This is a genomic window from Mycobacterium sp. Marseille-P9652 (assembly GCF_902652685.1).
Lineage (GTDB): Bacteria > Actinomycetota > Actinomycetes > Mycobacteriales > Mycobacteriaceae > Mycobacterium.
In genome coordinates, this window is the sequence record NZ_CACRUY010000042.1 from 22,626 (window position 1) to 48,802 (window position 26,177).

Sequence of the window (26,177 nt, forward strand, 5' to 3'; positions counted from 1 at the left end):
ATCCCTTCCCTGGAACTGGGATACTCGGGGGGTGACCCAGGAGCCGCAGGGGAATCCCCGCTCGGACGCCGGGCCGTCCCCCGGTGTGGCCGACGAGCCGGCGGCGGCCGCCCGGCCCGTTCCGAAGCCGCCCAAACCGCGGCTGTTGCAGGACGGCCGCGACATGTTCTGGTCGCTGATTCCGCTGGTCATAGCGTGCATCGTGCTGGCGGGGCTGGTCGGCATGTGCTCGTTTTCCCCCGGCGGCGCCAACAAGGGGACGGTGCCGTCCTACGACGCGGCGGCGGCCCTGCGCGCCGACGCGCAGACGCTGGGGTTCCCGATCCGGTTGCCTGTGCTGCCCGCCGGCTGGCGGCCCAACTCCGGCAGCCGGGGCGGCATCGCGGACGGGCGGACCGACCCCCCGACCGGTCAGCGGCTCAACGCGGCGACCTCGACCGTCGGGTACATCAGCCCGACGGGCATGTACGTCGGCCTGACTCAGAGCAACGCCGACGAGGACAAGCTCGTCGGCTCCATTCACCACTCGGCATACCCGACCGGCGCCGTCGCGGTCGACGGCGTCAACTGGGTCGTCTACCACGGCACCGGCCAGAGCGGCGCCGACGCCGAGCCGGTGTGGACCACCCGGCTCGCCGGGCCCGGGGGCGCCACCCAGCTCGCCATCACCGGTGCCGGAGGCGACGATCAATTTCGTACGCTGGCCGCGGCGACGCAATCACAACCGCCGCTGCCAGCACGCTGAAACAACGAGGGAGGCCGCGTGACCGCACCCGCAGCAGACCTGTCCGGCTGGGCGGTGGCGCCCTTCACCGGCGGCGGTTTCACCCACGACGTCTACCGCAGGGGAGCAGGCCCCGGTGTGGTGCTCATCCCCGAGATACCCGGGATTCATCCCGGGGTGCTCGCCCTGGGAAACCACCTGGTCGACAACGGCTTCACCGTCGCCATCCCGTCGCTGTTCGGCGAGCCGGGCAAGCCCAAGACCGCCGGCTACATCGCCGCCTCGCTCAGCCGCGCTTGCGTCGCAAGGGAATTCGCGGCGTTCGCCACCAACAAACAGCGGCCGGTGTCGATGTTCCTGCGCGCGCTGGCCCGCGACCTCAACGCATCGACTCCCGGCAAGGGCGTCGGCGTCATCGGCCAGTGCTTCACCGGGGGTTTCGCGTTGGCCGCCGCCGTCGACGACAGCGTGCTGGCGCCGGTACTCAGCCAGCCGTCGGTGCCGCTGCCGTTGGGACGGGCCCGTCGGGCGGATCCGGGACTGAGCGAGGCCGAGCTTTCCGCGGTGGCAGGTCGCTGCGCGGACGAGGGCCTGTGCGCCATGGGGCTGCGGTTCAGCGAGGACAAGACCGCGCCGTCCGAACGATTCGCCACCCTCAAGGAGCGGCTCGGCGACTCCTTCGAGGTGATCGAAATCGACTCGCGCCCCGGCAATGCCGGGGGCTTCGGCAAGATGGCGCACTCGGTGCTCACCGACGAGGTCCGCGAACGCGACGGCCACCCCGCCTACGAGGCCCGTAAGCGGGTGGTCGAGTTCCTCACCCAGAGGCTCACCTAGCGTCCCGCCTACCCGTGAGCCACATGATGTCCGGCCAACGCCCCGCCCCCAGATTGTCGCTTCGGCAGCTCATCTGGATCTGCCTCGGCGCCATCACCGTCGTGTTCGTCGTCTCGACGGTGTTCTCGGTGTTCGGGCGCGTCAACGTGGCGCAGGCGATGGACCGGCTCAGCCAGCGCATGCTGCCCGCCCAGGAGCGCGTCGCGGCGCTGGGCAAGGCATATGTGGATCAAGAAACCGGGCAGCGCGGGTTCATGCTGACCGGGGATCCGTCGTTCCTCGAGCCGTATGCGGCCGGCAAGGCCGACGCCGATCGACTGCTCGCCGACCTCCACGGGGACCTGGCCGGCGATGCCGAGGCGAGCCGTCGGCTCGATGCCGTCGTCGCCGCCGCCGACGACTGGATCGTCGCGGCCGCCGACCCCCAGATCGCCGCCCGGCGGACGGGGCCGATCGGGCCGGAGCAGATCGAGGCCATGACGCTGTCGGGCAAGCGGTTATTCGACGAGCTTCGGGTGCGGTTGTCCGCCCTGCAGGCACGTACCGGCGAGCTGATCAGCCAGGAGCTGGCGAAAGTCCATGCCGCGCAACGGCTGGCCAACGTCGCGCAGGCGATCGCCGCGGCCCTGCTGCTGGCGGTGGTGATCGGGGCGGTGTGGCTGTTGCACCAGGTGCTGACGCGCCCGGTGAATCGTGTGCTGAGCGACGTGACCGCGGTGGCCGAGGGCGACCATGACCGGGCGATCCGCCGAGCCGGCGTGCGCGAGGTGGCCGTGCTGGCCGACGCGGCCGAAACGATGCGCGACAACCTGCGCACCAGCACCACCCGCCTGCTGGACGCCGAGCGCCGCGACGAACAGGCGAGGGTGGCCGCCGACCTCAACGGCCGCACCATCCAACGCGTGTTCGCCCTGGGTCTCGGGCTCACGTCGGCGGCGCAACGCCGCTCCCCGGACCTCAAACCGTTCGTGGACGAGACCGACAGGATCATCGCCGACCTCCGCAAGATCGTGTTCAACCTCGACGTCGCGGCCGCCGAGGATGACAGGACCGGACTGACCGGTGAGGTGATCGACGTGGTGAACCGCAGCGCGACGGCCCTGGGCTTCGCACCGGACCTGGAATTCGACGGGCGGATCGACTCGCGTGCCGCGCCGACCGCCGTGCGGGCCGCCGTCACGGAGGTGTTGCGCGATTCGCTGAGCGCCATCGCCCGCCACGGCCGGGCGACCGCCGTCGCGGTGCGCTTGGCCGCAACCGACGGCCAGCTCGTTCTGGCCTTGCGGGACAACGCAGTTGGCGGCTCGGAAGCCGACCCCGACGGCGAGTTGCTCCGGAGCATCCGGCAGCGGGCCGAACGGCTCGGCGGATACGCGACGAGGCGGGAAGCCGGCGACGGCGAAGGGAGCCTGATCGAGTGGGCAGTCCCGTTGGCGTCGGTCGCAGATTAGCCGCCCGTTCGTCGTTAACCTGAGGTGGAGCAGCGAAGGGAAGCGCACAACGCATGGCGATCGACGACCTCGTGGTCGACACCACCCACGGCCCCGTCCGCGGCGCCGACCTGGGCCGGGCCAAGGCGTGGAAGGGCATTCGCTACGCCGCCCCGCCCGTCGGCGACCTGCGCTTCCGCGCGCCGCAACCACCGCGGCGGTGGACGGAGGTCGCCGATGCCACCCGCTACGGGCCGGCCTGCCCGCAGCCGGTGTTTCCCAACATGCCGCTCGACCTGGGCGCTCCGCAAGGCGAAGACTGCCTGCGGCTGAACGTCTGGGCGTCGCCCGGCACCCGACCGGGCGACCGCAAGCCGGTGATGGTCTGGCTGCACGGCGGGGCCTACGTCCTCGGCGCGGCCAGCCAGGCGCTGTACGACGGGCGGCGGTTGGCCGGCGGCGGCGAAGTCGTCGTGGTCACGGTCAACTACCGGGTCGGGGCGCTCGGCTTCATGGATTTGTCGTCGTTCTCGTCCTCGCGGCGGCGGTTCGATTCCAACGTCGGCCTGCGCGACGTGCTGGCGGCGCTGGCCTGGGTCCGCGACAACATCGCGGCGTTCGGCGGCGACCCGGGACGGGTCACGCTGTTCGGGGAGTCCGCCGGCGCGGGGATCGTGACGACGTTGCTGGCCTGCCCGGCGGCCGAGGGCTTGTTCGCCCGCGCGATCGCCCAGAGCTCGCCCGCCACGTCGGTCTACGACCGGCGCAGGGCGGAGCGCGTGGCCGAGACCGTCCTCGAACGGCTCGACGTCGACGCCGACCGATTGCCGGACGTGCCCACCGCGGTGCTGCTGGCCGCGTCCCAAGAGGTGTTCGACGAAGTGCCCGTGCGCAATCCCGGCATCCTGGCGTTCGTCCCGATCATCGACGGAGAGTTGCTGGACGACTACCCCGTCAAGCGGGTGCAGGAGGGTCGCTCGCTGGCCGTGCCGCTGATCATCGGAACAAACAAGCACGAGGCGGCCCTCTTCCGGTTGATGCGGTCACGGCTGATGCCGATCACCCCCCGCGCGATCACGTCGATGTTCGACCAGATCGCCGCCGAACAACCCGACCTGGAGCTGCCCAGCGAGGAGCAGATCGGGTCGGCGTACTCCCGATTGGGGCGCAGGTCAAGGAGTTTGAGCATCGCGACCGACGTCGGGTTCCGGATGCCGTCGGTGTGGCTGGCCGAGGGGCAGGCGCGCGTGGCGCCGGTGTACCTGTACCGGTTCGACTACGCCACCCCGCTGCTCAAGCTGTTGTTGGTGAACGCCGCCCACGCGACCGAATTGCCTTACGTGTGGGGCAATCTCGGCGGTCCGAAGGACCCGACGCTGAAGCTCGGCGGGGCCAAGACGGCCAGGGCGGTCTCCCGGAGGATGCGGACGCGGTGGATCAACTTCGCCGCGCACGGCAATCCCGCGGGCCCGCCCGGCGAGCCCGACTGGGCGCCGTACCGGGCGCCCGAGCGCGCCTGCCTGGTGGTCGACAAGCGCGACACCGTCGTTCACGACGTCGACGCCCGCATCCGTGCCGCGTGGGGCAGCGAGATGGTGAGCTTCCGTTAGCCCCCGGCGATGGACTTGATTCCGGTCGACTCTGCGTTGGACCCGGCGCTCACGCCGCCGGCCCTGACCCTGCAGTTCGCGGCCGACGGTGCGATCGAAGTCTCCGATCCCAGCACCGCGGCCATCGTCGCCTCGGTGGGGCCCAACCAGGTCACCGCCACACCGGCGACGTACAAATGCATCCTGGACGAGGGGTTCGAAAGCCCACCGAAAAAGCTGTACACGCAAGCTCTGTTACTCCTGCAGGTTCCCGGCATGCCGAGCCTCAGGATCGGAACGTCGCCCCTGCGGGATGCCGTGTGGAGCGGCCAGCAGTTTCGCTACGCCTGGCGCGGTCGCCCAACTCGTTCGTCGACCCAAGGTCCCACCCACCTGGTCATCGAGGCCGACTGGATCGCCCTTGTCGAGAGGCTCGGGCTCGGCGCCCGCATCGCCGACGAGTATGCCTCCGGGGCGCTCGACCGAAGGGAACGATTGGCGAAGGTCTACGGGCTCGCCTTGATAGCCGTGTTTCTCGCCGTGGTCGCCGCGTTGCTGGTGTGGCTGATCGTCTATCTGACGCGCTGAATCCGCGGCCACACGCCTCGCCGAATTACTTCGTCCCGCCGCCCGTCGGCTTGGCGGCACGGGCCCTGTGCTCGTTCTTCATCCGGTGGAACATGTCCACGTAGTACGGCAGGCACTCCGACATCGCCTTCTCGGTGGTGAACAGCGGCTCGTAGCCGAGGTCGCGGCGCGCCTTGGCGATCGAGAAGTAGTTGTCCAGGTACAGCCGCTCGACGGCCAGGGGCTCGAGCAGCGGAGCCGGGATCCCGAACCGGAAGTGCAGGCGCTGCCAGCCCGTCATCGCCGCGCGCACCATGGGACCGTTCACCCGTGCCCGCGGCCAGTTCTCGCCGCACGCCTCGATCACCGGCCGGGCGAACTCGAACATGTTGATCGGGTCGTCGTCGTTGATGAAATACGCCTGACCGGGCGCGGTCCCGCCGGGCACCAGGTGCTGCGCGGCCAGGATGAAACCATGAATCAGGTTGTGCACGTAGGAGTTGTCGAGCCTGGCCGACTTGCGGCCGATCAAGACCTTGACGTGTCCGGCGACGACGCTTTCGAACAGTCGGCGGAACATCGTCTGGTCGCCGCGGCCCCAGATGCCGCTGGGCCGGATCGCACACGTCAGCATTTCCCCGACGCCGTTCTGCTCCAACACGAAGCGTTCTGCGACCACCTTGGTCTCGGTGTAGAGGTCGTTGAAGCGGGTGGTGTAGGGAAGGGTCTCGTCGCCACCGGCGATGTTCTGGCCCCCCATCACCACGCTGTTCGACGAGGTGTAGACGAACCGCTTGACGCCCGCCGCCTGACCCGCGTGCACCAGGTTCTGGGTCCCGCCGACGTTGACGGCGAAGCTGCGTTGGCGGTACTCGTCGGAGACCGACGCGCCGCCCATCAGTTCGATGATCGCCGCCGTGTGAAAGACGGTGTCGACGCCGTCGACGGCGGCGGCGCAGACCTCCGGGTCGGTGATGTCGCCCTGCAGCACCTCGAGCTTCGGGTGCTGCGGCAACGGCGACGGGGCCCGGTCGAAGGAGCGCACCCGGTAACCGCGGTCGAGCAGCGTGGTGACCAGGTTGGCGCCGACGAATCCCGAGCCGCCGGTGACGAGGGCGTGGCAGATGTCGGTTGTCAGTGATGGATCACCCATCGGCGAAGCATAACTGAAACGTGTTCCAGTTCGGGAGTGCCTTCACGGGACCGCTGCCGGCTCAGTCGTCGTCGGCCTGCCCCGACGCCAGCGCGTCCTCGATGCGCTTGCGGGCCCCAGCTAAGTGCTCCTCGCACCTTCGGGCCAGCTGCTCGCCCCTTTCCCACAGTTGCAGCGACGCATCGAGGTCCAGGCCCCCCTGCTCGAGCAGGCGCACGACCTCCATCAGTTCGTCGCGGCACGCCTCGTAGCCAAGCTGACTAATGGGAGTAACGGAGTCGTCGCTACGCGCCATCGGTGTGCCCCTCGCTCACGGCCGTCACGGCGCCGTCGGCCACTCGCACCCGCAGGCGGGTGCCCGCCGGGGCGTCGTCGACCGACCGCAGCACCGCGGCGGGCCCCTGGTCGGGGACCGTCTGCACGACGGCGTACCCGCGGGCCAGCGTCGCCGCCGGGCCCAGCGTCGCCAGGCGTGCCCCCAGGTGGCCGATCCGGTCGCTCTCGCCCGCCACCAGCCGGGTGACGTCGCGGCGCACCGCCGAGCGGGCGCGGTGGATCTCGTCGGCCCGCGCGGTGAGCGCCCGCAGCGGCTCGGCCAGCACGGGGCGGCTGCGCAGCTGGGCCAGGGCCCGTTCCTCGCGACCGACCCAGCTGCGCAGCGCCCGGGCGCTGCGCCGGCGCAGGTCGTCGACCAGCCGTTGCTCGGCGGCGGTGTCGGGCACCACCTTCTTGGCGGCGTCGGTGGGGGTGGCGGCGCGCAGGTCGGCCACCAGGTCGCACAGCGGGTTGTCGGGCTCGTGACCGACGGCGGTGACCACCGGGGTGCGGCACGCCGCGATCGCCCGGCACAGCGTCTCGTCGGAGAACGGCAGCAGATCCTCGACGCTGCCGCCGCCGCGGGCCAGCACGATCACGTCGACCTCATCGTGGCGGTCGAGCTCGCGCAGCGCCTCCACGATCTGCGCGACCGCGTTCGGCCCCTGGACCGCGGTGTTGCGCACCGCGAAGCGCACCGCCGGCCATCGCGCACCGGCCACCGTCCGCACGTCGTGCTCGGCGGCGCTGGCCCGCCCGGTGATCAGGCCGATCATGTTGGGCAGGAACGGGATTGGCCTCTTCAGCCGCGGGTCGAAGAGGCCCTCGGCGTCCAGCAGCCGGCGCAGCCGGTCGATGCGGGCCAGCAACTCGCCGACGCCGACCGCACGAATCTCGCTGAGCCGCAACGAAAACGTGCCGCGCCCGGTGTAGAACGAGGGCTTGCCGCACACCACCACCTGGGTGCCCTCCGTCAGCTTGACGGGCGCTCCCAACACCAGGTCACGCGGGCAGGTCACCGTCAGCGACATGTCGGCCGCCGGGTCGCGGAGCACCATGAACACCGTTTTGGAATCGGGCCGCATCGAGATCTGCGCAAGCTGGCCCTCCACCCACACCGTGCCCAGCCTGTCGATCCAGCCCGCCACCCGGATCGCCACCGCGCGAACCGGAAACGGGTTCTCGGCGGAATTGGGTTCCGAATTCGCCGCTGGCGTCACTTCGCGTTCGCGCGGGTGATCCTGTTGGCGAGCAGCGTCTGAAACGGCGCGCGCGCCTTGGTGGCCTGCTCGTAGGCGAGCAGGGCCTCGAGCTCGTCGACGCTCAGCGATTGCAGCCGGGCGCGCAGCTGGGCCAGCGTCAGCGTCGGGTAGTCCAGCTCGGCGACCACCTCGGGTTGTGGGGCGTCGGGCGTCACCTTCTTGGACCGCTTGGCCGGCCCCTTGCCGGGCGCCGCCGCGATGCCCTTGGCGTCGGCCGCGTCGGCCACCGAGTACAGGGCGAACCGGCCCTCGGTCAGGCGGTCACCGTCCTCGGCGGAGCCGGCAGGGATCGCCGGCGCCTCGGCCGCCTCGGGCAGGTCTTCGTCGAAGGTGGCCCACTCCGGCTTCTCGTCCTTGGGCGGGAAGATCGACTCCAGGGTGCTGTCGCCCTTGTTCACCAGCTCGGCGAGGTTCTGCTGGAACCGCATGACGATCTGCGCCGCCTGGCTGGCCAGCGTCATCGGGTACATCAGGATGGTCTTCGGCAGCCGCATCGTCTCCTCGACGGCGACCGTCGCCGCGCCGACCAGCAGGCGAACTCCGTACGGTGCAGTAGCCATGGCACCAAGACTGCCTCACGCGGCGGCTCACGCCAAGCTGACTGCCGCGAGCTGGCGGCCCCGTGTCGGCAGTCAGTACCCTGGACGGCATGGCGCCGACCGTAGACATGGGAATTCCCGGCGCGTCCAGATCGGTGGCCACCGACCCCACCCGCAAGCGGGTGCTCCTGGCGGAGCCGCGCGGCTACTGCGCGGGCGTGGACCGGGCCGTCGAGACCGTGGAACGCGCGCTGGAGAAGCATGGCGCCCCGGTGTACGTGCGGCACGAGATCGTGCACAACCGGCACGTCGTCGACACCCTGCAGAAGGCGGGCGCGGTGTTCGTCGAGGAAACCGACGAGGTTCCCGAAGGCTCCATCGTGGTCTTCTCCGCGCACGGCGTGGCGCCGACGGTGTACGCGTCCGCCGCCGAACGCAACCTGCACACCATCGACGCCACCTGCCCGCTGGTCACCAAGGTGCACAACGAGGCCAGGCGCTTCGCCCGCAACGACTACGACATCCTGCTCATCGGGCACGAGGGCCACGAGGAGGTGATCGGGACCTCCGGTGAGGCCCCCGACCACGTCCAGCTGGTCGACGGCATCGCGTCCGTGGCCAACGTCACCGTCCGCGACGAGGACAAGGTGGTCTGGCTGTCACAGACCACGCTCTCGGTCGACGAGACGATGGAGATCGTCGAGGCGCTGCGGCGGCGGTTTCCCAAGCTGCAGGATCCGCCCAGCGACGACATCTGCTACGCGACGCAGAACCGGCAGGTGGCCGTCAAGGCGATGGCGCCCGAGTGCGAGCTGGTGATCGTGGTGGGGTCGCGCAACTCGTCGAACTCGGTGCGACTGGTCGAGGTGGCGCTGGGCGCCGGCGCGCGGGCCGCTCACCTGGTCGACTGGGCCGACGACATCGACGCGGCGTGGCTGGAGGGCGTCACCACCGTGGGCGTCACGTCCGGTGCGTCCGTTCCCGAGGTGCTGGTCCGGGGCGTGCTCGAACGGCTCGCCGACTGCGGTTACGGCGTGGTGCAGCCCGTCACGACGGCGCAGGAGACGCTGGTGTTCGCCTTGCCGCGGGAGATCCGCTCGGTTCTTTAGACGGGCTCAGCCATATGGCGGCGCCCCGCTAGCCGCTAGCCGTCGTACTCCCACGGGCGGCCGTTGCCGCGGCCCGGAGCCCGCGATCGGCTCGGCCGCTCGGCCCGCAGTTCGTCGCGCGGGGGCGCCCCGCGGTAGCGAACCTGCGAGATGGGATGGTGCGTCGGGTCGGCGCCGTTGGCCCCGCGCGGTGCCCGGCGGCGCGGGGGCTCGTACGCGTCGTAGGGCTCGTACCGGTCGTACCGGTCGAAACGCTCGGGCGGCCCCGGCGGGTCGTACCTGTCGTACCCGTCGAAGCGGCCGCCGCGCGGCGCCGGGCGCTCGTACGGGCTGCGGCGCGGGCGCGGCTCGCCGCGGGGCGCCTGGTCGCGGTCGGAATCCGGCTGCGGCCTGGGCCGGCGCGAGCGACGGGGCGGATCGGCGGGGTCGAAGTCGCGGGGCGCCGGCTGGCCCCTGCGGCCGGGACGCCGGGGGCGTTCGGTCTCCGGTTCGTACGCGTCGTTCGGCGAGGGCCGGCTGTGCCGCGAATGCGTCCGGGCGGCGCGGGCGCTCGACCGGGCGCGCGCCTTCTCGCGGGCCTTCTCGGCCCGTCGGGCGACGCGGTCGCGTTTGGCGTCGACGGGGGGCTCACTGCCGGCGTCCTCGGCCTCCCCGTCAGAGGGATCGCGGTGCACGATCGACGTCAGCTTGCCCACGATGCCGCCGACGAAGGAGGTCCGTTCGCCGGCCTCGTCGGCATCGGCCTTCGGGGTGGCCACCGTCGTCCGGTGCGAGGCGCCGAAGTACCACCGGATCAGCCCGATCAGCAGCACGCCGCCCGCCGTTCCCAGCATCAGCGGGAACCGTTCGATCAGGGGATATCCGCAGTTGATCAGGAGGTCCTTGAGGTGGCCGACCTTGCGTCCGTGGAACATCCAATAGGCGCCAGGCACGGCGCAGAACAGGATCAGCGGGGGCTGGATGACCGCGGTGAAGATGCCGTCCTGGCGCACGGCCAGCACGCCGGCCACGCACCCCGCGATGTAGAGGCCGGCGAAGACGTGTGTCAGCTCCTTGTGACCGGAACCGGCGTCGATGGCGTAGCCGATGGCGGTCGCGCTGACGGCGATGAGCAAAGCGGCCCACCATGGCACGCCCGGGATATTCGGGTGAACCGATCGGTGGGAAGCCTCGACCGTCGACCTTCCCCGCTGTGGTGACACATGTAGACCGTACCGGGAATCGGCCGCGAGGCCCGTATATAGGCGGGCGCGTGCCCCGCCGTCGAGGCGGTGTTGGCCACATCCGCCACATTGGTACCGCCTCGGTACGACTATGTGACTCTGCAAAGCGATAGCGCCGGCGCTAGCGGATTGCGGGACCGCCGAGGGACCCGGCGCGAAACGTCCGCCGGCCCGGCGCGCCTAGACTTGATTCCCCGTGAGCTTGAGCCTGGGAATCGTGGGGCTGCCCAACGTCGGCAAGTCGACCCTCTTCAACGCCTTGACCCGCAACGACGTGGTGGCGGCCAACTACCCGTTCGCGACGATCGAGCCCAACGAGGGCGTCGTGTCGCTGCCGGACCCGCGACTGGACAAGCTGGCCGAGCTTTTCGCCTCCGAGCGCGTCGTTCCGGCGCCGGTCACCTTCGTCGACATCGCCGGCCTGGTCCAGGGCGCGTCGGAGGGGGCGGGGCTTGGCAACAAGTTCCTGGCACACATCCGCGAGTGCGATGCCATCTGCCAGGTGGTGCGCGTGTTCTCCGACGACGACGTCACCCACGTCGCCGGGCGGGTGGATCCCAAGTCGGACATCGAGGTCGTCGAGACCGAGCTGATCTTGGCCGACCTGCAAACGCTCGAGCGGGCGCTGCCGCGCCTCGAGAAGGAGGCGCGCACCAACAAGGAGCGCAGGCCCACCTACGATGCGGCAGTGAGCGCCCAGCAGGTGCTCGACGGCGGCAAGACGCTCTTCTCCGCCGGGGTCGACGTCTCGCTGCTGAGGGAGCTGAACCTGTTGACCACCAAGCCGTTTCTGTATGTCTTCAACGCCGACGAGTCGGTGCTGACCGACGCCGCCCGGGTGGCCGAGCTGCGCGAGCTCGTCGCGCCCGCCGACGCGGTGTTCCTCGACGCGGCCATCGAATCGGAGTTGGCCGAACTCGACGAGGAGTCGGCCGCCGAGCTTCTGGAGTCGATCGGGCAGAGTGAACGCGGGCTCGACGCGTTGGCGCGGGCCGGGTTTCACACGCTCAAGCTGCAAACCTTCCTGACGGCGGGCCCAAAGGAGGCGCGCGCGTGGGTGATTCACCAGGGTGACACCGCTCCGAAGGCCGCCGGGGTGATCCACAGCGACTTCGAGAAGCGCTTCATCAAGGCCGAGATCGTGTCCTACGACGACCTGATCGCGGCCGGGTCGATGGCGGCGGCCAAGGCGGCCGGCAAGGTCCGCATGGAGGGCAAGGACTACGTCATGGCCGACGGCGACGTGGTCGAGTTCCGGCACGGATAAACGTCTACATCGCAAGCCAAGGCGTAGACCCTTTCCGCCTGGACAGGTGTCCAGTTATTGTGGTCATCACGTTGGCGGGAACGGAGATGGCCAGAGATGAGCAAGGTTCCGAGCCGGAAGGCCCGCTTGGCGCACGCAGCCAAGCACGCCGAGCTGTGGAATGCGGGCAAGAAGGACGAGTGGGTGGAGTCCTGGCGCACCATTTGTCCTGGCGAGGTTCGCATGTTCGACCCGGTCGGCACAGAGGAGAAGCACGGTTTCGCCGCCGCCACCTCGGACGCCTTCGACATGTTCCAGTCGATTCTGAAGATCAAGATGATCACGGTTCAGGTCAACGGCAATGAGATGGCGTGGGTATGTGAGAACCACTTTGGCACGGAGCCGAACGTCGGGGTTGCGCACAGTATCGAGACCTTCGCCTGGGATGACGACGGCAACCTTCTCATTAAGACCTACTATCCGATGCCGGAATCTGTTGGCGGCGATGCCGACCCGTATGCCCACCTGCTTGAGGGGCAGGCATAGTCAGCGTGGACCGGGGCCGTTGTCGAGTTCCGTTTCAGCGTCAGCCGGCAACAACCTCACCGAGCAGGTCGGCGGACACCGATGTCAACTCGGTGTGATCCACGGCGCGATGAGTTCCGGCGAGTCCGCGGGTCCTTATATCGAAGTAGCCACGTTGTCGGGGAGGAGAACCGTGAGCGACGATAGCCAAACCAGGTGGGCCGCAAAAGAATTCGAGGGAAGGTCAGCATGGGAATTCTGACTTTCACCGCGACGGTGTCCCTGGATGGCTACGTCGCGGACGCCGATGGCGACTTCCAGTGGTCGGCCCCGGGTACGGAGGTCTTCGACGTCCACGTCGACCGGATGGCCGAGGTGTCGACCGAGGTGCTGGGGCGCAGGACCTATGCGTTGATGGACTACTGGGAGACCTACCCGGACGACGAGAACAGCTCGCCCGCCGAACGGGAGTTCGCCCGGCGCTGGCAAGGAATCGACAAGGTGGTGGTGTCGTCGACACTGACCGCCGACGAACTCGGGTCGAAACGCGCCCGCCTCGTCCCTCGACTGAGCCTGGACGAGTTGCGGCGCATTGTGGACGAGGCGGCGGGCGTGGTCGAGATCTTCGGTCCCACGGTCGCGGCCGCGCCGATCCGGGCGGGCCTGGTCGAGGACTTCCGATTCTTTGTGGTTTCCAAGGTGGTCGGCGGCGGTCTGCGCGCACTGCCCGACGGGGTGCGCCTCGACCTGAGACTCGTCGAGCACAGGGTGTTCGACGAGGGGACCGCGCTCCTGCGCTATTCGTCCCGCTAGGGGAGTTGCCCGGCGACCCAGGGTGGTCGGGTTCCGGGCCGACGGGCAGTCAGCTCACGTGTGGGGCTGGGTCTGCGCTGTCCACACCCGCCCGTCGTAGTAGCGCATCAAACTCGGATCTTGTTGGTCCGGGTACCACCCCGGTGCCAGGCCACTGGTCGCCACCGGCGGGGCCTGGCGGACGACGGGCTGCTCGACGACGGTGGACTCACGGGGCCGCGCCGCGGCCCGGACGACGGCGACCACCACCGCGATGACCGCGATGAGGATGAGAATCCAGACGAGGGAGTTGATGGCGCCGGACAACATCGGGCATGCACCTCCGTAGGTGGGAACTGCGCAACGGCGGCTAATTACCCGGCGCAGATCGTGGCGAAACGCGGCGGAACTCCGCCGACTGCTCGGCCCTTGACGGTTCCGGACCCGGTAAGAAATTTGCTGGTATGCGATCCACGCCATTGTCCGCATTACGAATGAACTAGTTCACAAAATTTTGTCGGGCAATTAATCCATTGCTAGCCTCGCTGCCCATGGTTGTTCTTGCTACACTCGTGTCGCTCATCAATCAGGTTTCCGGCACGCCCTATATCCCGGGCGGGGATTCTCCTGCCGGGACCGATTGCTCCGGCCTCGCCTCGTGGGTCGCGAATGCGGCAACTGACAGGCCGATCTTCGGCAGCCGCTTCAACACGGGCAACGAGGAAGCCGCACTGCTGGCGCGGGGATTCCAGTACGGAACCGCTCCCAACGCCGTGGTGATCGGCTGGAACGGCGGGCACACGGCGGTAACCCTGCCCGACGGCACCTCGGTGTCCAGCGGCGAGCATGGCGGCGTCCACATCGGCGGAGCCGGCGCCTACCAGGCGGGATTCACTCACCACATGTTCCTGCCGATGCCGCCCGACGGCGACGGCGCGCTTCCTCCGCCGCCCGACGCGCCGCCCCCGCCGCCCGACGCACCGGTCCCGCCGCCGGTCCTCGTCGACGCTTCGGTGCCGGCGCCACCGCCGGCTCCCGATGCGCCGCCGCCGGGCGATCCCGCGAATCCGAACCCGTAGATCGAATTGCGCCGCGCGGCCGTATCTCGAATTGATCGCAATTCGAATTCTTTTACAATTGTGATGTGAATCGAATCGACCGCGATTGTGGTGCGCGTCACTTGTGGCATTAGCTGGACTGGCGCACGTCCAATAACAAATTTCGCCTGAGCGTCAAAGGAGACGCTCAGGCGAAATTTGCTGAGTCGGCGTCATCGTCTGGGCCCAGCGTCGACGGGGACGTATCCTGCGGCCATGATCTTCATCGTCGTCAAGTTCGAAACGAAGCCCGACTGGACCGATCGGTGGCCCGGCTTGGTGGCGCCGTTCACCGAGGCCACCCGCGCCGAGGAGGGCAACCTCTGGTTCGAGTGGTCGCGGAGCCTGGACAACCCGGCCGAGTACGTCTTGGTGGAAGCGTTCCGCGACGGCGAGGCGGGCGGCGTCCACGTCAACAGCGAGCACTTCAAGCGGGCGATGCGGGAACTGCCGCAGGCGCTGCGGTCCACCCCCAAGATCATCAGCCAGACCATCGAGGCGACGGGGTGGTCGGAGATGGGGGAGATGTCGGTCGGCTAGCCGACCACCACCTCGATCTCGCCGCCGAGCCGATAGCCCGGTGCGAGCGGCAGCTTGTCACCGCTCCAGAACGAGCCGGGGTCGAACCAGTTGGAGTACTTCTCCGTGGTGAGCAGGCCCATCTCCTCATACGTGATCGCGACCGTCTCGGCGCAGTAGGCGGCTTCCACGCCTACGCGCCGCTGGGCCTTCCGCTGCCGCGTCGTCTCGCGAACCTTGTTGTCCAGCACGGGGATTCCCCGGATCCAGTCATAGGCGGTCGGCAACCGGCCCCGCAGCCACCGGCCGGTGAGGCGCGCGGTGGCGGGGAACGGCGTGCCGTCCAGCCGCGCGATCACCCGCAGCAACGCATTCTCCTGGGTCCGGTTCGCGTACGGTTCCAGCTGTCGCAGCCAGCACCGCTGGTGGTAGCGCTCCATCCACTGCCGAACCCCGTCGCGAAGGTCGTTGAGCTGGACCCCGCGGTGATTCGTGCCGGTCCACACGTCGACGAGCTTGTCGCCCAACTCGGCATGCCAGATCAGCGGCGGCAGATCGTCGATGGCGACGGTCATCCCCACATGATTGACGGGGCTGTTGGTCAGCGTTTGAATGGCGCGGTCGGGACCGGAACCGCCGCGGAACAACCAGAGGTCGCCCGTGCGGGTCTCGTCCAGCGCTTGGTCCAGGGTGAGCATCGCCGTAACCGTGAAAAGTTGTCAGGGCACACAAGTTAACCACAACGCCGCACGGCGGCCCCCGATCGCGAATAGCCTGTCGACGTGCGCAGCATCTGGAAGTGGCTCGGGCTGGCCGGGATTGCCGGCGTCGTAGCGGGTGGAGCCCTGGTGGTCCGCGACCAACGCAAACGCCGCGCCTACACGGCCGACGAGGTGCGGGCCCGCCTGCACCAGCGGTTGGCCGAGGCCGACGGCGAGGGGTTTCAGTCGAGGTCCGGGTCGGGCTCGGCGTCGACGCGATACAAGCGGTAGCTGCCCGAAAAGCCTTTCAGGTCAACGTCGCGTCCGTCATCGCAGCGGATGTCGTCACACCCGCGCACCGCGTCCCGCACCGTTTCGCTCACCAGGATCTCGCCGCCGGTGGCCTGGGCGGCCACGCGGGCGGCCATCGCGACGTTGCGCCCGAACAAATCGTCACCCCGTCGCACCGAGCGGCCCATATGGATGCCGATTCGAACGCGAATTTCGTTGTGGCGCTTACGTTTGGCGTCCTTTTGCAACTCGTCTTGGAGGTCGATCGCGCAGCGCACCGCCTCCTCGGCGCGCGAGAACGCGATCATGAAGCCGTCGCCCTGGCTTTTCACCACATGCCCCTCGTGCCGGTGCACGAGCCTTTGCACCAGCTTGTCGTGCGAGCTGATGAGCTTGACCCACGCCCGGTCGCCGATCTTCTCGTTGAGGGCGGTCGACTCCTCGATGTCGGAGAACAGGATCACCACCCGGCCGTCGGGTGTGACGCGCGCGAGGTCCGGCCGCTCCACCTCGGCCCAGTCGGCGAGGTCCTCGATGGAGCTGCGCACCACCGCGCCGAAGCCCTCCTTGCGCATCAGGTTGGCGGTGTTCCAGACCCGTTTGACGGCCTCGCGGCCGCCCGACAGGAGCTGATTGCGGGTGTCGGTCCGTTGTTTCAGCTCTTCGATCTCCTCGCGGCTGCGCACAAGCAGCCTCGACAGCACCACGATCGCGCCGGCCTCGGTCACCGCCACCGCGGCCGCGACATAGACCGCGATGTGCAGCGCAGAATCCACGCCGACCATCCTTCCAAGGAGGTGCCGTCGCGCGGTTGTCGCCCCCATCGGCAGTGTCTAGTGTTGGAACCGGCCGCCGCGGGTAGTGGATCTCGTGAGCCCATTGGATGACTTCCGGGAGGTGCGGTTTGGCCGACGGCGGCGATAGCGCCTCAGACTTGCTGGTCATCTTCGGTATCACCGGCGATCTCGCCCGCAAGATGACATACCGGGCGCTGTACCGGCTCGAACGCCGCGGCCTGCTGGACTGCCCGATCGTGGGAGTGGCCGGCGATGACATGACCCTGGACCAGTTGGTCGACCGGGCCCGGAACGCCGTCAAGGACTCCGGCGAAGACTTCGACGACGCGGTGTTCGACCGGCTGGCCGGCCGGCTGTCCTACCTGCACGGCGACGTCACGGACGCCGCGCTGTATTCGGACCTGGCCGACCGCATCCCCAAGGAGGCCCGCCCCCTCTACTACCTCGAGATGCCACCGGCACTGTTCGCCCCCATCGTCGAGAGCCTCGCCAAGGCCGACCTGCTCGAGCGGGCGCGCGTGGCCATCGAGAAGCCGTTCGGCCACGACCTGGCCTCGGCGCGCGACCTCAACTCCCGGCTGCGGGCCGTGCTCGACGAGGGCCAGATCCTGCGCGTCGACCACTTCCTGGGCAAGCAACCCGTCGAGGAACTGGAGTACCTGCGGTTCGCCAACCTGGGGCTGGCCAAGCTGTGGGACCGCAACAGCATCTCCGAAATCCACGTCACGATGGCCGAGAACTTCGGGGTCGAGGACCGCGGGAAGTTCTATGACGCGGTGGGCGCCCTGCGTGACGTCGTGCAGAACCATCTGCTGCAGGTCCTCGCGCTGGTCGCGATGGATCCGCCGGTCGGCCCGGGCGCCGACGACCTGAATGACAAGAAGGCCGAGGTGTTCCGCGCGATGCCCGCGCTGGACCCCGAGCGCTGCGTGCGCGGCCAGTACCGCGGGTACACCGACGTCCCCGGCGTCGCGAAGGACTCGCAGACCGAGACCTACATCGCGCTGCGCACCGAGATCGACAACTGGCGCTGGGCCGGGGTGCCGATCTTCCTGCGCGCCGGCAAGGCGTTGCCGCAGAAGGTCACCGAGGTCCGGATGTTCCTGCACCACGTGCCGGGCCTGGCGTTCCTGCCCAACCGCCGCCCCAGCGAGCCCAACCAGATCGTGCTGCGCATCGACCCCGATCCCGGCATGCGCCTCCAGCTTTCGGCCCAGGTGGACGATTGCTGGCAGGACGTGCACCTCGACTCGTCGTTCGCCAAGGATCTCGGCGAACCGGTCCGGCCCTACGAACGTCTGCTCTACGCCGGATTGACCGGCGACCACCAGCTTTTCGCCCGCGAGGATGGGATCGAGGAGACGTGGCGGATCGTGCAGCCGGTGCTCGACCGGCCCGGACGGATCCACCACTACGAGCCCGGCTCCTGGGGACCCGACGCCGCGCAGTCACTCCTGCACGGCCACCGCAGTTGGCAACAGCCGTGGCTGCCGCAGTAATCGCCAAGTGAGGAGAACAGGACACATGCAGCTAGGGATGATCGGCCTGGGCCGGATGGGCGCCAACATCGTCCGCCGGGTGGTCACGGGGGGACACGAATGCGTGGTGTACGACCACAACCCCGACGCGGTCAAGGCGATGGCGGGGGAGGACCACATCACGGGGGTGGGGTCGCTCAAGGAGCTCGCCGAGAAGCTGACGCAGCCGCGGGTGGTCTGGGTCATGGTGCCGGCCGGGACCATCACCACGGGCGTGATCGACGAACTGGCCACCACGCTCGATTCGGGTGACATCGTGATCGACGGCGGCAACTCCTACTACCGCGACGACATCACTCATTGCAAAACGTTGTCCGAGAACGGCATTCGCCTGCTGGACTGCGGCACCAGCGGCGGCGTCTGGGGACGCGAACGCGGCTACTGCCTGATGATCGGCGGCGACGACGACGCCTTCGCGCACGCCGAGCCGATCTTTGCCACCGTCGCGCCCGGCGTCGACGCCGCGCCGCGCACGCCGGGCCGCGACGGCGAGATCGCCCAGCCGGAGAAGGGCTACCTGCACTGCGGGCCGTCCGGCGCGGGGCACTTCGTCAAGATGGTGCACAACGGCATCGAGTACGGGATGATGGCCTCGCTCGCCGAGGGGCTGAACATCCTGCGCGGCGCCGACATCGGCAAGGAGATCCAGCAGGGTGACGCCGAAACCGCGCCGCTGGCCAACCCCGAGTTCTACCAGTACACCTTCGACATCCCCGACGTCGCCGAGGTGTGGCGCCGGGGCAGCGTCATCGGGTCGTGGCTGCTGGACCTGACCGCGATCGCTTTGCAGGAATCACCTGACCTGGAGGAGTTCTCGGGCCGGGTGTCCGACTCCGGGGAGGGCCGGTGGACGTCGATCGCGGCGATCGACGAGGGAGTCCCCACGCCGGTGCTGACGACGGCGCTGCAATCCCGCTTCGCGTCGCGCCAGCTCGACGACTTCGCCAATAAAGCCCTGTCGGCGATGCGCAAGCAGTTCGGCGGACACGCGGAGAAGCCGGCGAACTAGGAGCGATCGCGGCGAGAGTGCACTTTGCGACGCATCGGCGGCCTGTCGCGTCGTGGAACGCACAGTCGGCGCGCGATCGGGCTAGATCCGCCTGACGAAGCCGACGACGACGTCGCTGAACGCGTCGTTGTCGTCGCCGGCCGCGGTGTGCCCCGCGTTCGACAGCTCGACGAACTCGGCGCCCGGCACCGTCTCCAGGAAGTGCTGGACACCCTCGGGGCTGACGACGTCGGAGAGCTTCCCGCGGATCAGCAGGACCGGGATCGTCAGGTTGCGGGCGGCGTGCTCGAACTTCTCGGTGCGAAGTTCGGGGTCGTCGCCCGGCTTGGTCATGAATGCCGGGTCCCAGTGCCAGTACCAGCGGCCGTCACGCAGGCGCAGGTTCTTCTTCAGCCCCTCCGGGCTGCGCGGCTTGGTGCGGTACGGCAGGTAGGCCGCGACGGCGTCGGCGGCCTCGTCGAGCGAGTCGAAACCGTCGAGGTTGCCCATCATGAACTCGCGGATGCGCGCGCTGCCGTTCTTCTCGAACCGGGGTACCACGTCGACGAGGACCAGCTGGGTCACCCTGTCGGGCCCGGCCTGGTCGGCGGCGAGGATTCCGGTCAGGCCACCCATGCTCGCCCCGATGATCATCACCGGGCGGCCGATGGCGTCGAGGACGCGCATCACGTCGGCGGTGAGGGTGTCGACGTCGTAGTCGGCGTCGGGGGCGCGGTCGCTGTCGCCGTGCCCGCGGCTGTCCAGCGCGACGACGTGGAACCCCGCGTCGGCCAGCACCTGACCCGTGTTCTTCCAGGAGAACCGGTTCTGGCCCCCGCCGTGCAACATCAGGACGCTCGGGTGCGAGGAGTCAACCCCGCGGTTCCACTCGTCGGCGACCAGCGTGATTCCGTCCTTGCCGGAGAAGTGGACCGTCTGGGGGATGCTGGTCACGGCGCTCACGGGGGTCCTCTCGGTAGATCGTTCCCCGACGTTACCTAGGTTGTCTATTGATTGGGGCGCTGACCCCCCGATGGCCCCGATGAGTTTTGGCCGTCGCCGCGGTCTGTCTCTTCGGAACAGACGCGCAACCCCAACTCGAGGAGGCCCCGGAATGCCATCCATCACGCCCACGCTGTGGTTCGACCACGACCTGGAGGACGCCGCCACCTTCTACACCTCGGTGTTCCCCAATTCCCGCATCGAGGGCTTCAACCGAACCACCGACGCGGGGCCGGGCGAGCCGGGCACCGTGTTGTCGGGCAGCTTCGTGCTGGACGGCACCCGGTTCCTCGGCATCAACGGCGGCCCGATGTTCCCGTTCAGCGAGGCCGTGTCGTTCACCGTGCACTGCAAAGACCAGGGCGAGGTCGACTATTACTGGGACCGGCTGACCGACGGCGGCGAGGAGTCGCAGTGCGGCTGGCTCAAGGACCGCTTCGGGCTGAGCTGGCAGATCGTGCCGGACCGGCTCTACGAGTTGATCAGCGACCCCGACCGGGATCGGGCGGCCGCGGCCACCAGGGCGATGTACGGCATGCGCAAGATTGTGATCGCCGATCTCGAAAGGGCGGCCGCCGGCGAGCATGCCCACTGAGGCGCTCGCCGAAGGCGTTGTGCTGCAGACGCTTTGTTCGTACTCGATAGCTCCCGGTGCATCGCGCGCCGGCAGGGGTAGGTTAGTCCCTGCGGTGCGGCGAGCAGGGAGGGTGCATGGCGGACGCGGCGGAACGGGCGATCCCGGTCGGGCGGATCGCGCCGGGATGCAACCGGGCGGCCCGTCGTGGGTGACCCGGGCTGGATCGACGTCCCCGGCCGGGCCGGTGATCTCAAGGCCCTCTGCTGGGGTCCGCGGGACGCCCCGATCGCGCTCTGCCTGCACGGCTTCCCCGACACCCCGTACGGGTGGCGCAAGGTCGCGCCCCGGCTGGCCGACTCGGGATGGCGGGTGGTCGCGCCGTTCATGCGGGGATACGCGCCGTCGTCCATTCCCGCCGACGGCAGCTACCACATCGGTGCGCTGATGGACGACGCGCTGCGGGTGCGCGAGGCCGCGGGCGGCACCGAGCACGACGTCGTCATCGGGCACGACTGGGGGGCGCTCACCGCGACCGGGCTGGCCGCGATGCCCGACAGCCCGTTCACCCGGGCGGTGATCATGTCGGTGCCGGTTTCGGCGGGGCTTCGTCAGTCCGCGGGGGCGGCCGACCGGGCCCACCTGGCCGCCCTGCTGCCACGCCAGCTGTTGCGCAGCTGGTACATGTTCTACTTTCAATTGCCTTACCTGCCGGCCCGATCCGCGGCCTGGGTGTTGCCGCTGCTCTGGCGGCGGTGGTCACCCGGCTACCGCGGCGCCGAGGAGGACCTGCGCCACGTCGACGCCGCGATCGGCACCCCGGAGAGCTGGCGGGCGGCCCTGGGCCCGTATCTGGCCACCATCCGCAACACGCGGCCTCCGGCGCAATACGCCGAGCTGCACGAGCTGTGGACCCAGGCGCCGCTGTTGCCCTGCCTCTATCTGCACGGCCGCGACGACGGTTGCATGACACCGGCTTTCAGCCGCTGGACGGAACGGGCGCTGCCCCCGGGCAGCGGGGTCGAGATCGTCGAACGCGCGGGGCATTTCCTGCAACTCGAACGGCCGGACAAGGTCGCCGACCTGATCCTCGAGTTCATCGGCGCGGCGGGCTGAGCGCCGCGGCGGAGATGGTAGCCGGGCACCGGATGGCGGCCGTCGACGCGCAGTTTTATTGGATGTCCGCCAAGATCCCGAACGACCAGTTCCTGCTGTACGCGTTCGACCGCGAGCCGGCGGACAGCGCGCTGGCGATCGAGGCGGTCCTGTCGCGGGCGCGGGCCTGCCCGGACCTGTCGATGCGCGTGAGCGACGGAAGCGTCCTCACCTATCCACGCTGGGTGCCGGCGACCGTGGGGCCGGAATGCGTTGTGCGCCATCCGTTCAACGGGTCCGACTGGAGCGTATGCCTGGCGGCCGTAGCCGGCCTCGCCGGCGACCAGCTCGACGCGCGCGAGATGCCCTGGCGGCTGCATGTGTTCACCCCGGTGCGGGGCATCCCCGGGGTCGGCGGCACTGGCTCGGTGGCGGTGTTGCAGGTCACGCACGCCCTGGCCGACGGAGCCCGCGCCTCGGCGCTGGCTGCCTGGTTGTTCGGCCGACCCACGCTGGTGCCGCGCCTGCCGCGGCCCCGGCCGACCTTCCTGCCGTGGCGCGCGCTGGAGGCCGCACGCGCCCATCGCCGGCTCGAGCGCGACATCAAAGCGGGCCGGCTGGCTCCGGGCGCGGGGCCGCGCCCCCCGCTGCCGACCAACTCCCGCCCGGACGGCGTCAGATCGGTCCGCACGATCGTTCGCCCCCGTTCACAGCTGCGGGGTCCGACCGTCACCGTGGCCGTGCTGGCCGCGGTGTCGACGGCGCTCTCCGACCTTTTCGGCGACGCTGCGGACGCGCTCGGCGCCGAGGTGCCGATGGCGAAAGGCGGTGCTCGACAGGCGCACAACCACTTCGCGAACGTCACCGTCGGCCTCCACCCGGACCTCGACCCGGACGTTCGCGCCGGCAGGATCGCGGCCGACCTGGCCGCGGCGCGGCGCCGGCTCGAGCACCCGGCGTCGCGGGCCGGTGATCGGGCGTTCGGGGCGGTGCCGGCACCGCTGCTGCGGTGGGGCGTTGCCCAGTTCGACCCGGCCGCCCGGCCGTCCCAGGTGGCCGGAAACACCGTGGTGTCCAGCGTTCACCGGGGCCCCGCGGATCTGCGCTTCGGGAACGCCCGGGTGGTGCTCACCGCCGGGTATCCGGCGCTGTCGCCGGCGATGGCGCTGACGCACGGTGTGCACGGCATCGGCGATACCGTGGCGATCAGCGTGCACGCGGCGGAGTCGGCGATCGGAGACGTCGACGCGTACGTGCGCCTCTTGGATGCGGCGCTCTGATCTAGGGCGCCGTAATCTATTGCGCCCCTTCGGATTTCTCCGCCTCTTCGCGGGTCAGACCCACGGCGACGATCAGCTCTTCGTGGAGCTCGAACCACACGGTGTGGTAGGAGTCGACCAGCGGCTTGCTGAGCCACGCCGTTTCGCCGGAGTCGATCTTGTTCAGCGCCGCAGCGAGTTTCGCCGAGTAGCCGCGCAGGCGGGGCAGCTGGGCGGCGGCCGCCTCGATGATTGGCGTCACGCGCGCGTGCACCGACCTCAGGCGTGCCAGGACGGCGCCGTCGTACTCGGCGTCGTCGTGCGTGTTGGGGGTCCCCGTGGGGCCGCCCTTGAGTTGCCAGTCGGTGATCAGGGACTTGAGGTCGGCGTTGACGGGCCGAAAGTCGTTGTAGGCGGCGAGCAACACCTCGCGGTCGATGCCCCTGCGCTCCTCGGCGAGCAACTCCTCGAGCCGGGCGCGGCCGGCGGGGCTGATTCTCAGCGCGGCTCCGTCGAGAAGCAGGCCCGAGCCGATCAGCCGCTCGACCGTCCCGGCGATGTCGCCGGGTCTCGCGTTCAGGGTGGCGGCCAGGTCCGCGGCACTCACCCGGCCTTTGAGCCGGACCGCCTGCAACACCTCGAGTTCGGTCAACCCGGCCCCAGCCTCAGCGCGGTAAGCATGACGATCAGGGGGGTGTCCGACACCACGTCGGTGTGGCCGGCAATCATTGCCGCGCGCACCGCGCCGTCCGAATTGTCCTGCAGCCGTGGGTATGCACCCGTCGCGTGGGCGCGCAGCGGGCTGAGCGCGCGGGCGATGCCGGCCAGCTCGCGCAGTTCCGGTGTGTCGTCCTCCGACCACGCGGCGAGGGGCAGGATGCCTTCGCGCACTTCACCTTCGGCGCCGTCCACCGTGATCTGCCTGCCGGCCAACACCGCCGCCGCCCCGCGGCCGCAGCCGACCACGGCCACCCGGCCCAGTTCACGGCTGACCACGGCGGCATGGCTCGCGGCCCCCCCGACCTCGGTGACGATGCCCTGCGCGGCCAGCATGCCCAGCACGTCTTCCGGCCTGGTGTGATCGCGCACCAGGATCACCCGTTCGCCGCGATCGGCGGCGTCCAGCGCCTCGTCGACGTCGGTGTACGCCTTGCCCGTCGCGACACCCGGGCAGGCCGGCAGTCCGCTGGCCAAAAGTTGTGCCGCCAAACGGGTTTCGGGCTGTAGGGCCGGGCGCAGCAAATTCTCGACGTGCGCCCGCGTCACGCGGCGCAGCGTCTCGGCGTCGTCGATCAGGCGCTCGTGGCGCAGTTGCAGCGCGAGTCGCACCGCCGCCTGCGCCGACCGTTCGGCCGCCCGCGTCTGCAGCAACCACAGCTTGCCGTCCTCGACGGTGAACTCGATCTCCTGGACGTCGGCGGCGACCCGTTCCAACGTCCCTGCGGCGTGCATCAACTCGTCGTACACGGCCGGTTGCTCGTCGTGCAGGGCGGTGATCGGTTCGACGTCGACCGACCCGGACACCACGTCGTCACCCTGGCCGCCCGGGAGCCATTCGCCGAACGGCTCGTTGGCGCCGGTGATCGGGTTGCGGGAGAAGAGCGCCCCCGCACCCGATTTCGAGCCGTGGTTGCCGAACACCATCGCCTGCACGATGACGGCGGTGCCCAGATCGGCGAGACCGTAGTGAGCGCGGTAGGCCACCGCGCGGGGCGAGTTCCAGGAGTCGAACACGGCCGTGATGGCGGCGCGCAGCTGGGCGTGGGGGTTCTGAGGCGCGGGGTCGCCGACGATGTCGGAGTACATGCGGTCGAACCGCTCGCGCGTGTCGCGCGCGAAGCTCGCCGTGCCGGCGGCCGCGAGGGCGCGTTCGACGACGTCGTTGATGCCGACGTCGAGGATGGTGTCCATCATGCCGGGCATGGACTGGGTGGCTCCCGAACGGACGCTCACCAACAGGGGCCGCGGCCCGCGCCCGAACGCGCGCCCGGTCTCGCGCTCCAGCCAGGCCAGCCCGCGCAGCACGTCGTCCCAGATCTCGTCGATCGCCGCCTCGGGCTCGGCGAGAAACCTCAGGCCGACATCGGTGGTGATGCAGAACGCGGCCGGCACGGGCAGGCCGTGCCGGCGCATGACCTCGACGCCGTAGCCCTTGTTGCCGAGCACCTGCCGGGGCTGGCCGGCTCGGCCGTCGAGCAGCACCACGGCGCTTCGCCGGGCGGCCTCGGGGTGCGTCGTGCCTCGCGGGACACGAGCCATGGTGCACCCCCTGATGTCGTGGTCAGTGGTCCGGCAAACGCCGCAATGTTCGCACACCGATCACGGCAAACCGCGGTTCGTCGCTTCTGTCGAGGGCCGCGCCGGATGCTCTAACTTTATCGGTATGACTCCCTACGACGTCGGATTGCTGATCCTGCGGCTGGTGCTGGGCCTGACGCTCGCCGCGCACGGCCTGAACAAGTTCTTCGGCGGCGGCCGGATCCCCGGCACCGCGCGGTGGTTCGAGAGCATCGGCATGAAGCCCGGGAAGTTCCACGCCACCGTGGCGGCCTGCACCGAGACGGCCGCCGGGTTCGGCTTGGCGGCCGGGCTGCTCACACCGATCCCCGCGGCGGGTTTCGTCTCGTTGATGCTGGTCGCGGCGTGGACCGTGCACCGGGCCAACGGCTTCTTCATCGTCAAGGAGGGCTGGGAGTACAACCTGGTGCTGGCGGTGAGCGCCGTGGTGGTGGCCACGCTCGGTGCCGGGCGGCTCAGCCTGGACTGGGCGATCTTCGGCCACAACTGGCTGGACGGCTGGAAGGGCCTGCTGATCTCGCTGGGGCTGGGCCTCGCGGGGGCGGTCGGTCAGTTGCTGATCTTCTACCGGCCGCCGGTCAAGCAAGCCGGGTAGTCATCCGGCGCGACCGTCGGGTCACGCCATCCCGTCGTTGCCGTTCGCTCCGCGCAGCAGCCCGCCGGTGCCCCCGGTGCCGGCCGCGCCGCCCGCCGCTCCGGTGCACCGG

29 protein-coding genes are annotated in these 26,177 nt (G+C 69.6%); 18 read left to right on the top strand and 11 right to left on the bottom strand.

Annotated elements, in window-relative coordinates; translation table 11 throughout:
• The first annotated feature begins 31 nt into the window (after window positions 1-31).
• The 5 genes from GPY60_RS19640 to GPY60_RS19660 are packed head-to-tail and all read left to right on the top strand — an operon-like array spanning window position 32 to window position 5,168.
• Window positions 32-745 carry a DUF4245 domain-containing protein gene (locus GPY60_RS19640; protein WP_370462769.1) on the top strand — a complete coding sequence of 238 codons (714 nt, stop codon included), beginning with the start codon at window positions 32-34 and terminating at the stop codon, window positions 743-745.
• A gap of 18 nt (window positions 746-763) precedes the next feature.
• Window positions 764-1,561, top strand: a complete 798-nt coding sequence (locus tag GPY60_RS19645; protein WP_156689365.1) for a dienelactone hydrolase family protein — start codon at window positions 764-766, stop codon at window positions 1,559-1,561.
• Between the two features lie 23 nt (window positions 1,562-1,584).
• Window positions 1,585-3,012, top strand: coding sequence for a sensor histidine kinase (locus tag GPY60_RS19650; RefSeq protein WP_231639735.1), 1,428 nt, complete (start codon window positions 1,585-1,587; stop codon window positions 3,010-3,012).
• Between the two features lie 53 nt (window positions 3,013-3,065).
• The gene (locus tag GPY60_RS19655; protein ID WP_156689367.1) at window positions 3,066-4,601 is read left to right on the top strand and encodes a carboxylesterase/lipase family protein; all 1,536 of its coding nucleotides are present in this window, start codon (window positions 3,066-3,068) and stop codon (window positions 4,599-4,601) included.
• A gap of 15 nt (window positions 4,602-4,616) precedes the next feature.
• A complete protein-coding gene (locus tag GPY60_RS19660) occupies window positions 4,617-5,168 on the top strand; it encodes a hypothetical protein (RefSeq protein WP_156689368.1) in 552 nt (183 codons plus the stop codon).
• Between the two features lie 25 nt (window positions 5,169-5,193).
• Here GPY60_RS19660 and GPY60_RS19665 read toward each other — a convergent pair whose 3' ends face one another.
• From GPY60_RS19665 to GPY60_RS19680, 4 genes are all read right to left on the bottom strand, one after another.
• Window positions 5,194-6,300: a 3-beta-hydroxysteroid dehydrogenase gene (locus GPY60_RS19665; protein ID WP_156689369.1), complete on the bottom strand. Its 1,107-nt coding sequence runs from the start codon at window positions 6,298-6,300 to the stop codon at window positions 5,194-5,196.
• A 61-nt stretch (window positions 6,301-6,361) separates the two neighbouring features.
• The gene (locus GPY60_RS19670; protein WP_156689370.1) at window positions 6,362-6,595 is read right to left on the bottom strand and encodes an exodeoxyribonuclease VII small subunit; all 234 of its coding nucleotides are present in this window, start codon (window positions 6,593-6,595) and stop codon (window positions 6,362-6,364) included.
• The gene (xseA, locus tag GPY60_RS19675) at window positions 6,585-7,835 is read right to left on the bottom strand and encodes an exodeoxyribonuclease VII large subunit (protein WP_156689371.1); all 1,251 of its coding nucleotides are present in this window, start codon (window positions 7,833-7,835) and stop codon (window positions 6,585-6,587) included. The genes GPY60_RS19670 and xseA overlap by 11 nt, the downstream gene beginning before the upstream one ends.
• Complete coding sequence (locus GPY60_RS19680; protein ID WP_156689372.1) at window positions 7,832-8,437, bottom strand: lipid droplet-associated protein; 606 nt, start codon at window positions 8,435-8,437, stop codon at window positions 7,832-7,834. The genes xseA and GPY60_RS19680 overlap by 4 nt, the downstream gene beginning before the upstream one ends.
• A gap of 89 nt (window positions 8,438-8,526) precedes the next feature.
• On the opposite strand from GPY60_RS19680, the gene GPY60_RS19685 reads away from it, so the two are divergent.
• Window positions 8,527-9,525, top strand: a complete 999-nt coding sequence (locus GPY60_RS19685) for a 4-hydroxy-3-methylbut-2-enyl diphosphate reductase (protein ID WP_156689373.1) — start codon at window positions 8,527-8,529, stop codon at window positions 9,523-9,525.
• Between the two features lie 35 nt (window positions 9,526-9,560).
• Here GPY60_RS19685 and GPY60_RS19690 read toward each other — a convergent pair whose 3' ends face one another.
• A complete protein-coding gene (locus GPY60_RS19690) occupies window positions 9,561-10,727 on the bottom strand; it encodes a sulfite exporter TauE/SafE family protein (RefSeq protein ID WP_156689374.1) in 1,167 nt (388 codons plus the stop codon).
• 217 nt (window positions 10,728-10,944) lie between these two features.
• Between GPY60_RS19690 and ychF the strand changes: the two genes are divergently transcribed.
• The 3 genes from ychF to GPY60_RS19705 all read left to right on the top strand — a co-directional run bounded on the left by ychF (window position 10,945) and on the right by GPY60_RS19705 (window position 13,332).
• Window positions 10,945-12,015: a redox-regulated ATPase YchF gene (gene ychF / locus GPY60_RS19695; protein ID WP_156689375.1), complete on the top strand. Its 1,071-nt coding sequence runs from the start codon at window positions 10,945-10,947 to the stop codon at window positions 12,013-12,015.
• A 96-nt stretch (window positions 12,016-12,111) separates the two neighbouring features.
• The gene (locus GPY60_RS19700; protein WP_156689376.1) at window positions 12,112-12,540 is read left to right on the top strand and encodes a hypothetical protein; all 429 of its coding nucleotides are present in this window, start codon (window positions 12,112-12,114) and stop codon (window positions 12,538-12,540) included.
• A 228-nt stretch (window positions 12,541-12,768) separates the two neighbouring features.
• Complete coding sequence (locus tag GPY60_RS19705) at window positions 12,769-13,332, top strand: dihydrofolate reductase family protein (protein ID WP_156689377.1); 564 nt, start codon at window positions 12,769-12,771, stop codon at window positions 13,330-13,332.
• Window positions 13,333-13,386: 54 nt separating this feature from the next.
• Here GPY60_RS19705 and GPY60_RS19710 read toward each other — a convergent pair whose 3' ends face one another.
• Entirely contained in the window at window positions 13,387-13,641 is a 255-nt protein-coding gene (locus GPY60_RS19710) for a DUF2510 domain-containing protein (RefSeq protein ID WP_156689378.1), read from the bottom strand.
• Between the two features lie 221 nt (window positions 13,642-13,862).
• Here GPY60_RS19710 and GPY60_RS19715 point away from each other — a divergent pair, with 221 nt between their 5' ends.
• A complete protein-coding gene (locus GPY60_RS19715) occupies window positions 13,863-14,390 on the top strand; it encodes a peptidoglycan endopeptidase (RefSeq protein ID WP_156689379.1) in 528 nt (175 codons plus the stop codon).
• Window positions 14,391-14,624: 234 nt separating this feature from the next.
• Window positions 14,625-14,948, top strand: coding sequence for a putative quinol monooxygenase (locus tag GPY60_RS19720; protein WP_156689380.1), 324 nt, complete (start codon window positions 14,625-14,627; stop codon window positions 14,946-14,948).
• Here the strand turns inward: GPY60_RS19720 and GPY60_RS19725 are convergent.
• The gene (locus tag GPY60_RS19725) at window positions 14,945-15,625 is read right to left on the bottom strand and encodes a guanylate cyclase (RefSeq protein WP_156689381.1); all 681 of its coding nucleotides are present in this window, start codon (window positions 15,623-15,625) and stop codon (window positions 14,945-14,947) included. The genes GPY60_RS19720 and GPY60_RS19725 overlap by 4 nt on opposite strands.
• Before the next feature lie 84 nt (window positions 15,626-15,709).
• Here GPY60_RS19725 and GPY60_RS19730 point away from each other — a divergent pair, with 84 nt between their 5' ends.
• Window positions 15,710-15,919 carry a hypothetical protein gene (locus tag GPY60_RS19730; protein ID WP_156689382.1) on the top strand — a complete coding sequence of 70 codons (210 nt, stop codon included), beginning with the start codon at window positions 15,710-15,712 and terminating at the stop codon, window positions 15,917-15,919.
• On the opposite strand, the gene GPY60_RS19735 is transcribed toward GPY60_RS19730, so the two are convergent.
• The gene (locus GPY60_RS19735) at window positions 15,871-16,704 is read right to left on the bottom strand and encodes an adenylate/guanylate cyclase domain-containing protein (protein ID WP_156689394.1); all 834 of its coding nucleotides are present in this window, start codon (window positions 16,702-16,704) and stop codon (window positions 15,871-15,873) included. The two genes, GPY60_RS19730 and GPY60_RS19735, sit on opposite strands and share 49 nt — an antisense overlap.
• 119 nt (window positions 16,705-16,823) lie before the next feature.
• Here GPY60_RS19735 and GPY60_RS27195 point away from each other — a divergent pair, with 119 nt between their 5' ends.
• A complete protein-coding gene (locus tag GPY60_RS27195; protein WP_231639732.1) occupies window positions 16,824-18,215 on the top strand; it encodes a glucose-6-phosphate dehydrogenase in 1,392 nt (463 codons plus the stop codon).
• A 25-nt stretch (window positions 18,216-18,240) separates the two neighbouring features.
• The gene (gene gnd, locus GPY60_RS19745; RefSeq protein ID WP_231639733.1) at window positions 18,241-19,263 is read left to right on the top strand and encodes a phosphogluconate dehydrogenase (NAD(+)-dependent, decarboxylating); all 1,023 of its coding nucleotides are present in this window, start codon (window positions 18,241-18,243) and stop codon (window positions 19,261-19,263) included.
• An 81-nt stretch (window positions 19,264-19,344) separates the two neighbouring features.
• Here the strand turns inward: gnd and GPY60_RS19750 are convergent, their stop codons facing one another.
• Window positions 19,345-20,205: an alpha/beta fold hydrolase gene (locus GPY60_RS19750; RefSeq protein ID WP_156689385.1), complete on the bottom strand. Its 861-nt coding sequence runs from the start codon at window positions 20,203-20,205 to the stop codon at window positions 19,345-19,347.
• A gap of 151 nt (window positions 20,206-20,356) precedes the next feature.
• Between GPY60_RS19750 and GPY60_RS19755 the strand changes: the two genes are divergently transcribed.
• The 3 genes from GPY60_RS19755 to GPY60_RS19765 all read left to right on the top strand — a co-directional run bounded on the left by GPY60_RS19755 (window position 20,357) and on the right by GPY60_RS19765 (window position 23,193).
• The gene (locus GPY60_RS19755; RefSeq protein ID WP_156689386.1) at window positions 20,357-20,839 is read left to right on the top strand and encodes a VOC family protein; all 483 of its coding nucleotides are present in this window, start codon (window positions 20,357-20,359) and stop codon (window positions 20,837-20,839) included.
• A gap of 186 nt (window positions 20,840-21,025) precedes the next feature.
• Window positions 21,026-21,934, top strand: coding sequence for an alpha/beta fold hydrolase (locus GPY60_RS19760; RefSeq protein ID WP_156689387.1), 909 nt, complete (start codon window positions 21,026-21,028; stop codon window positions 21,932-21,934).
• A 32-nt stretch (window positions 21,935-21,966) separates the two neighbouring features.
• The gene (locus tag GPY60_RS19765; protein WP_156689388.1) at window positions 21,967-23,193 is read left to right on the top strand and encodes a WS/DGAT domain-containing protein; all 1,227 of its coding nucleotides are present in this window, start codon (window positions 21,967-21,969) and stop codon (window positions 23,191-23,193) included.
• A 16-nt stretch (window positions 23,194-23,209) separates the two neighbouring features.
• Here the strand turns inward: GPY60_RS19765 and GPY60_RS19770 are convergent, their stop codons facing one another.
• Window positions 23,210-23,824, bottom strand: a complete 615-nt coding sequence (locus tag GPY60_RS19770; RefSeq protein ID WP_156689389.1) for a MarR family transcriptional regulator — start codon at window positions 23,822-23,824, stop codon at window positions 23,210-23,212.
• A complete protein-coding gene (locus tag GPY60_RS19775) occupies window positions 23,821-25,431 on the bottom strand; it encodes a pyruvate, phosphate dikinase (protein ID WP_156689390.1) in 1,611 nt (536 codons plus the stop codon). The genes GPY60_RS19770 and GPY60_RS19775 overlap by 4 nt, the downstream gene beginning before the upstream one ends.
• Before the next feature lie 124 nt (window positions 25,432-25,555).
• Between GPY60_RS19775 and GPY60_RS19780 the strand changes: the two genes are divergently transcribed.
• Complete coding sequence (locus GPY60_RS19780; RefSeq protein ID WP_156689391.1) at window positions 25,556-26,065, top strand: DoxX family protein; 510 nt, start codon at window positions 25,556-25,558, stop codon at window positions 26,063-26,065.
• The last annotated feature ends 112 nt before the right edge of the window (window positions 26,066-26,177 follow it).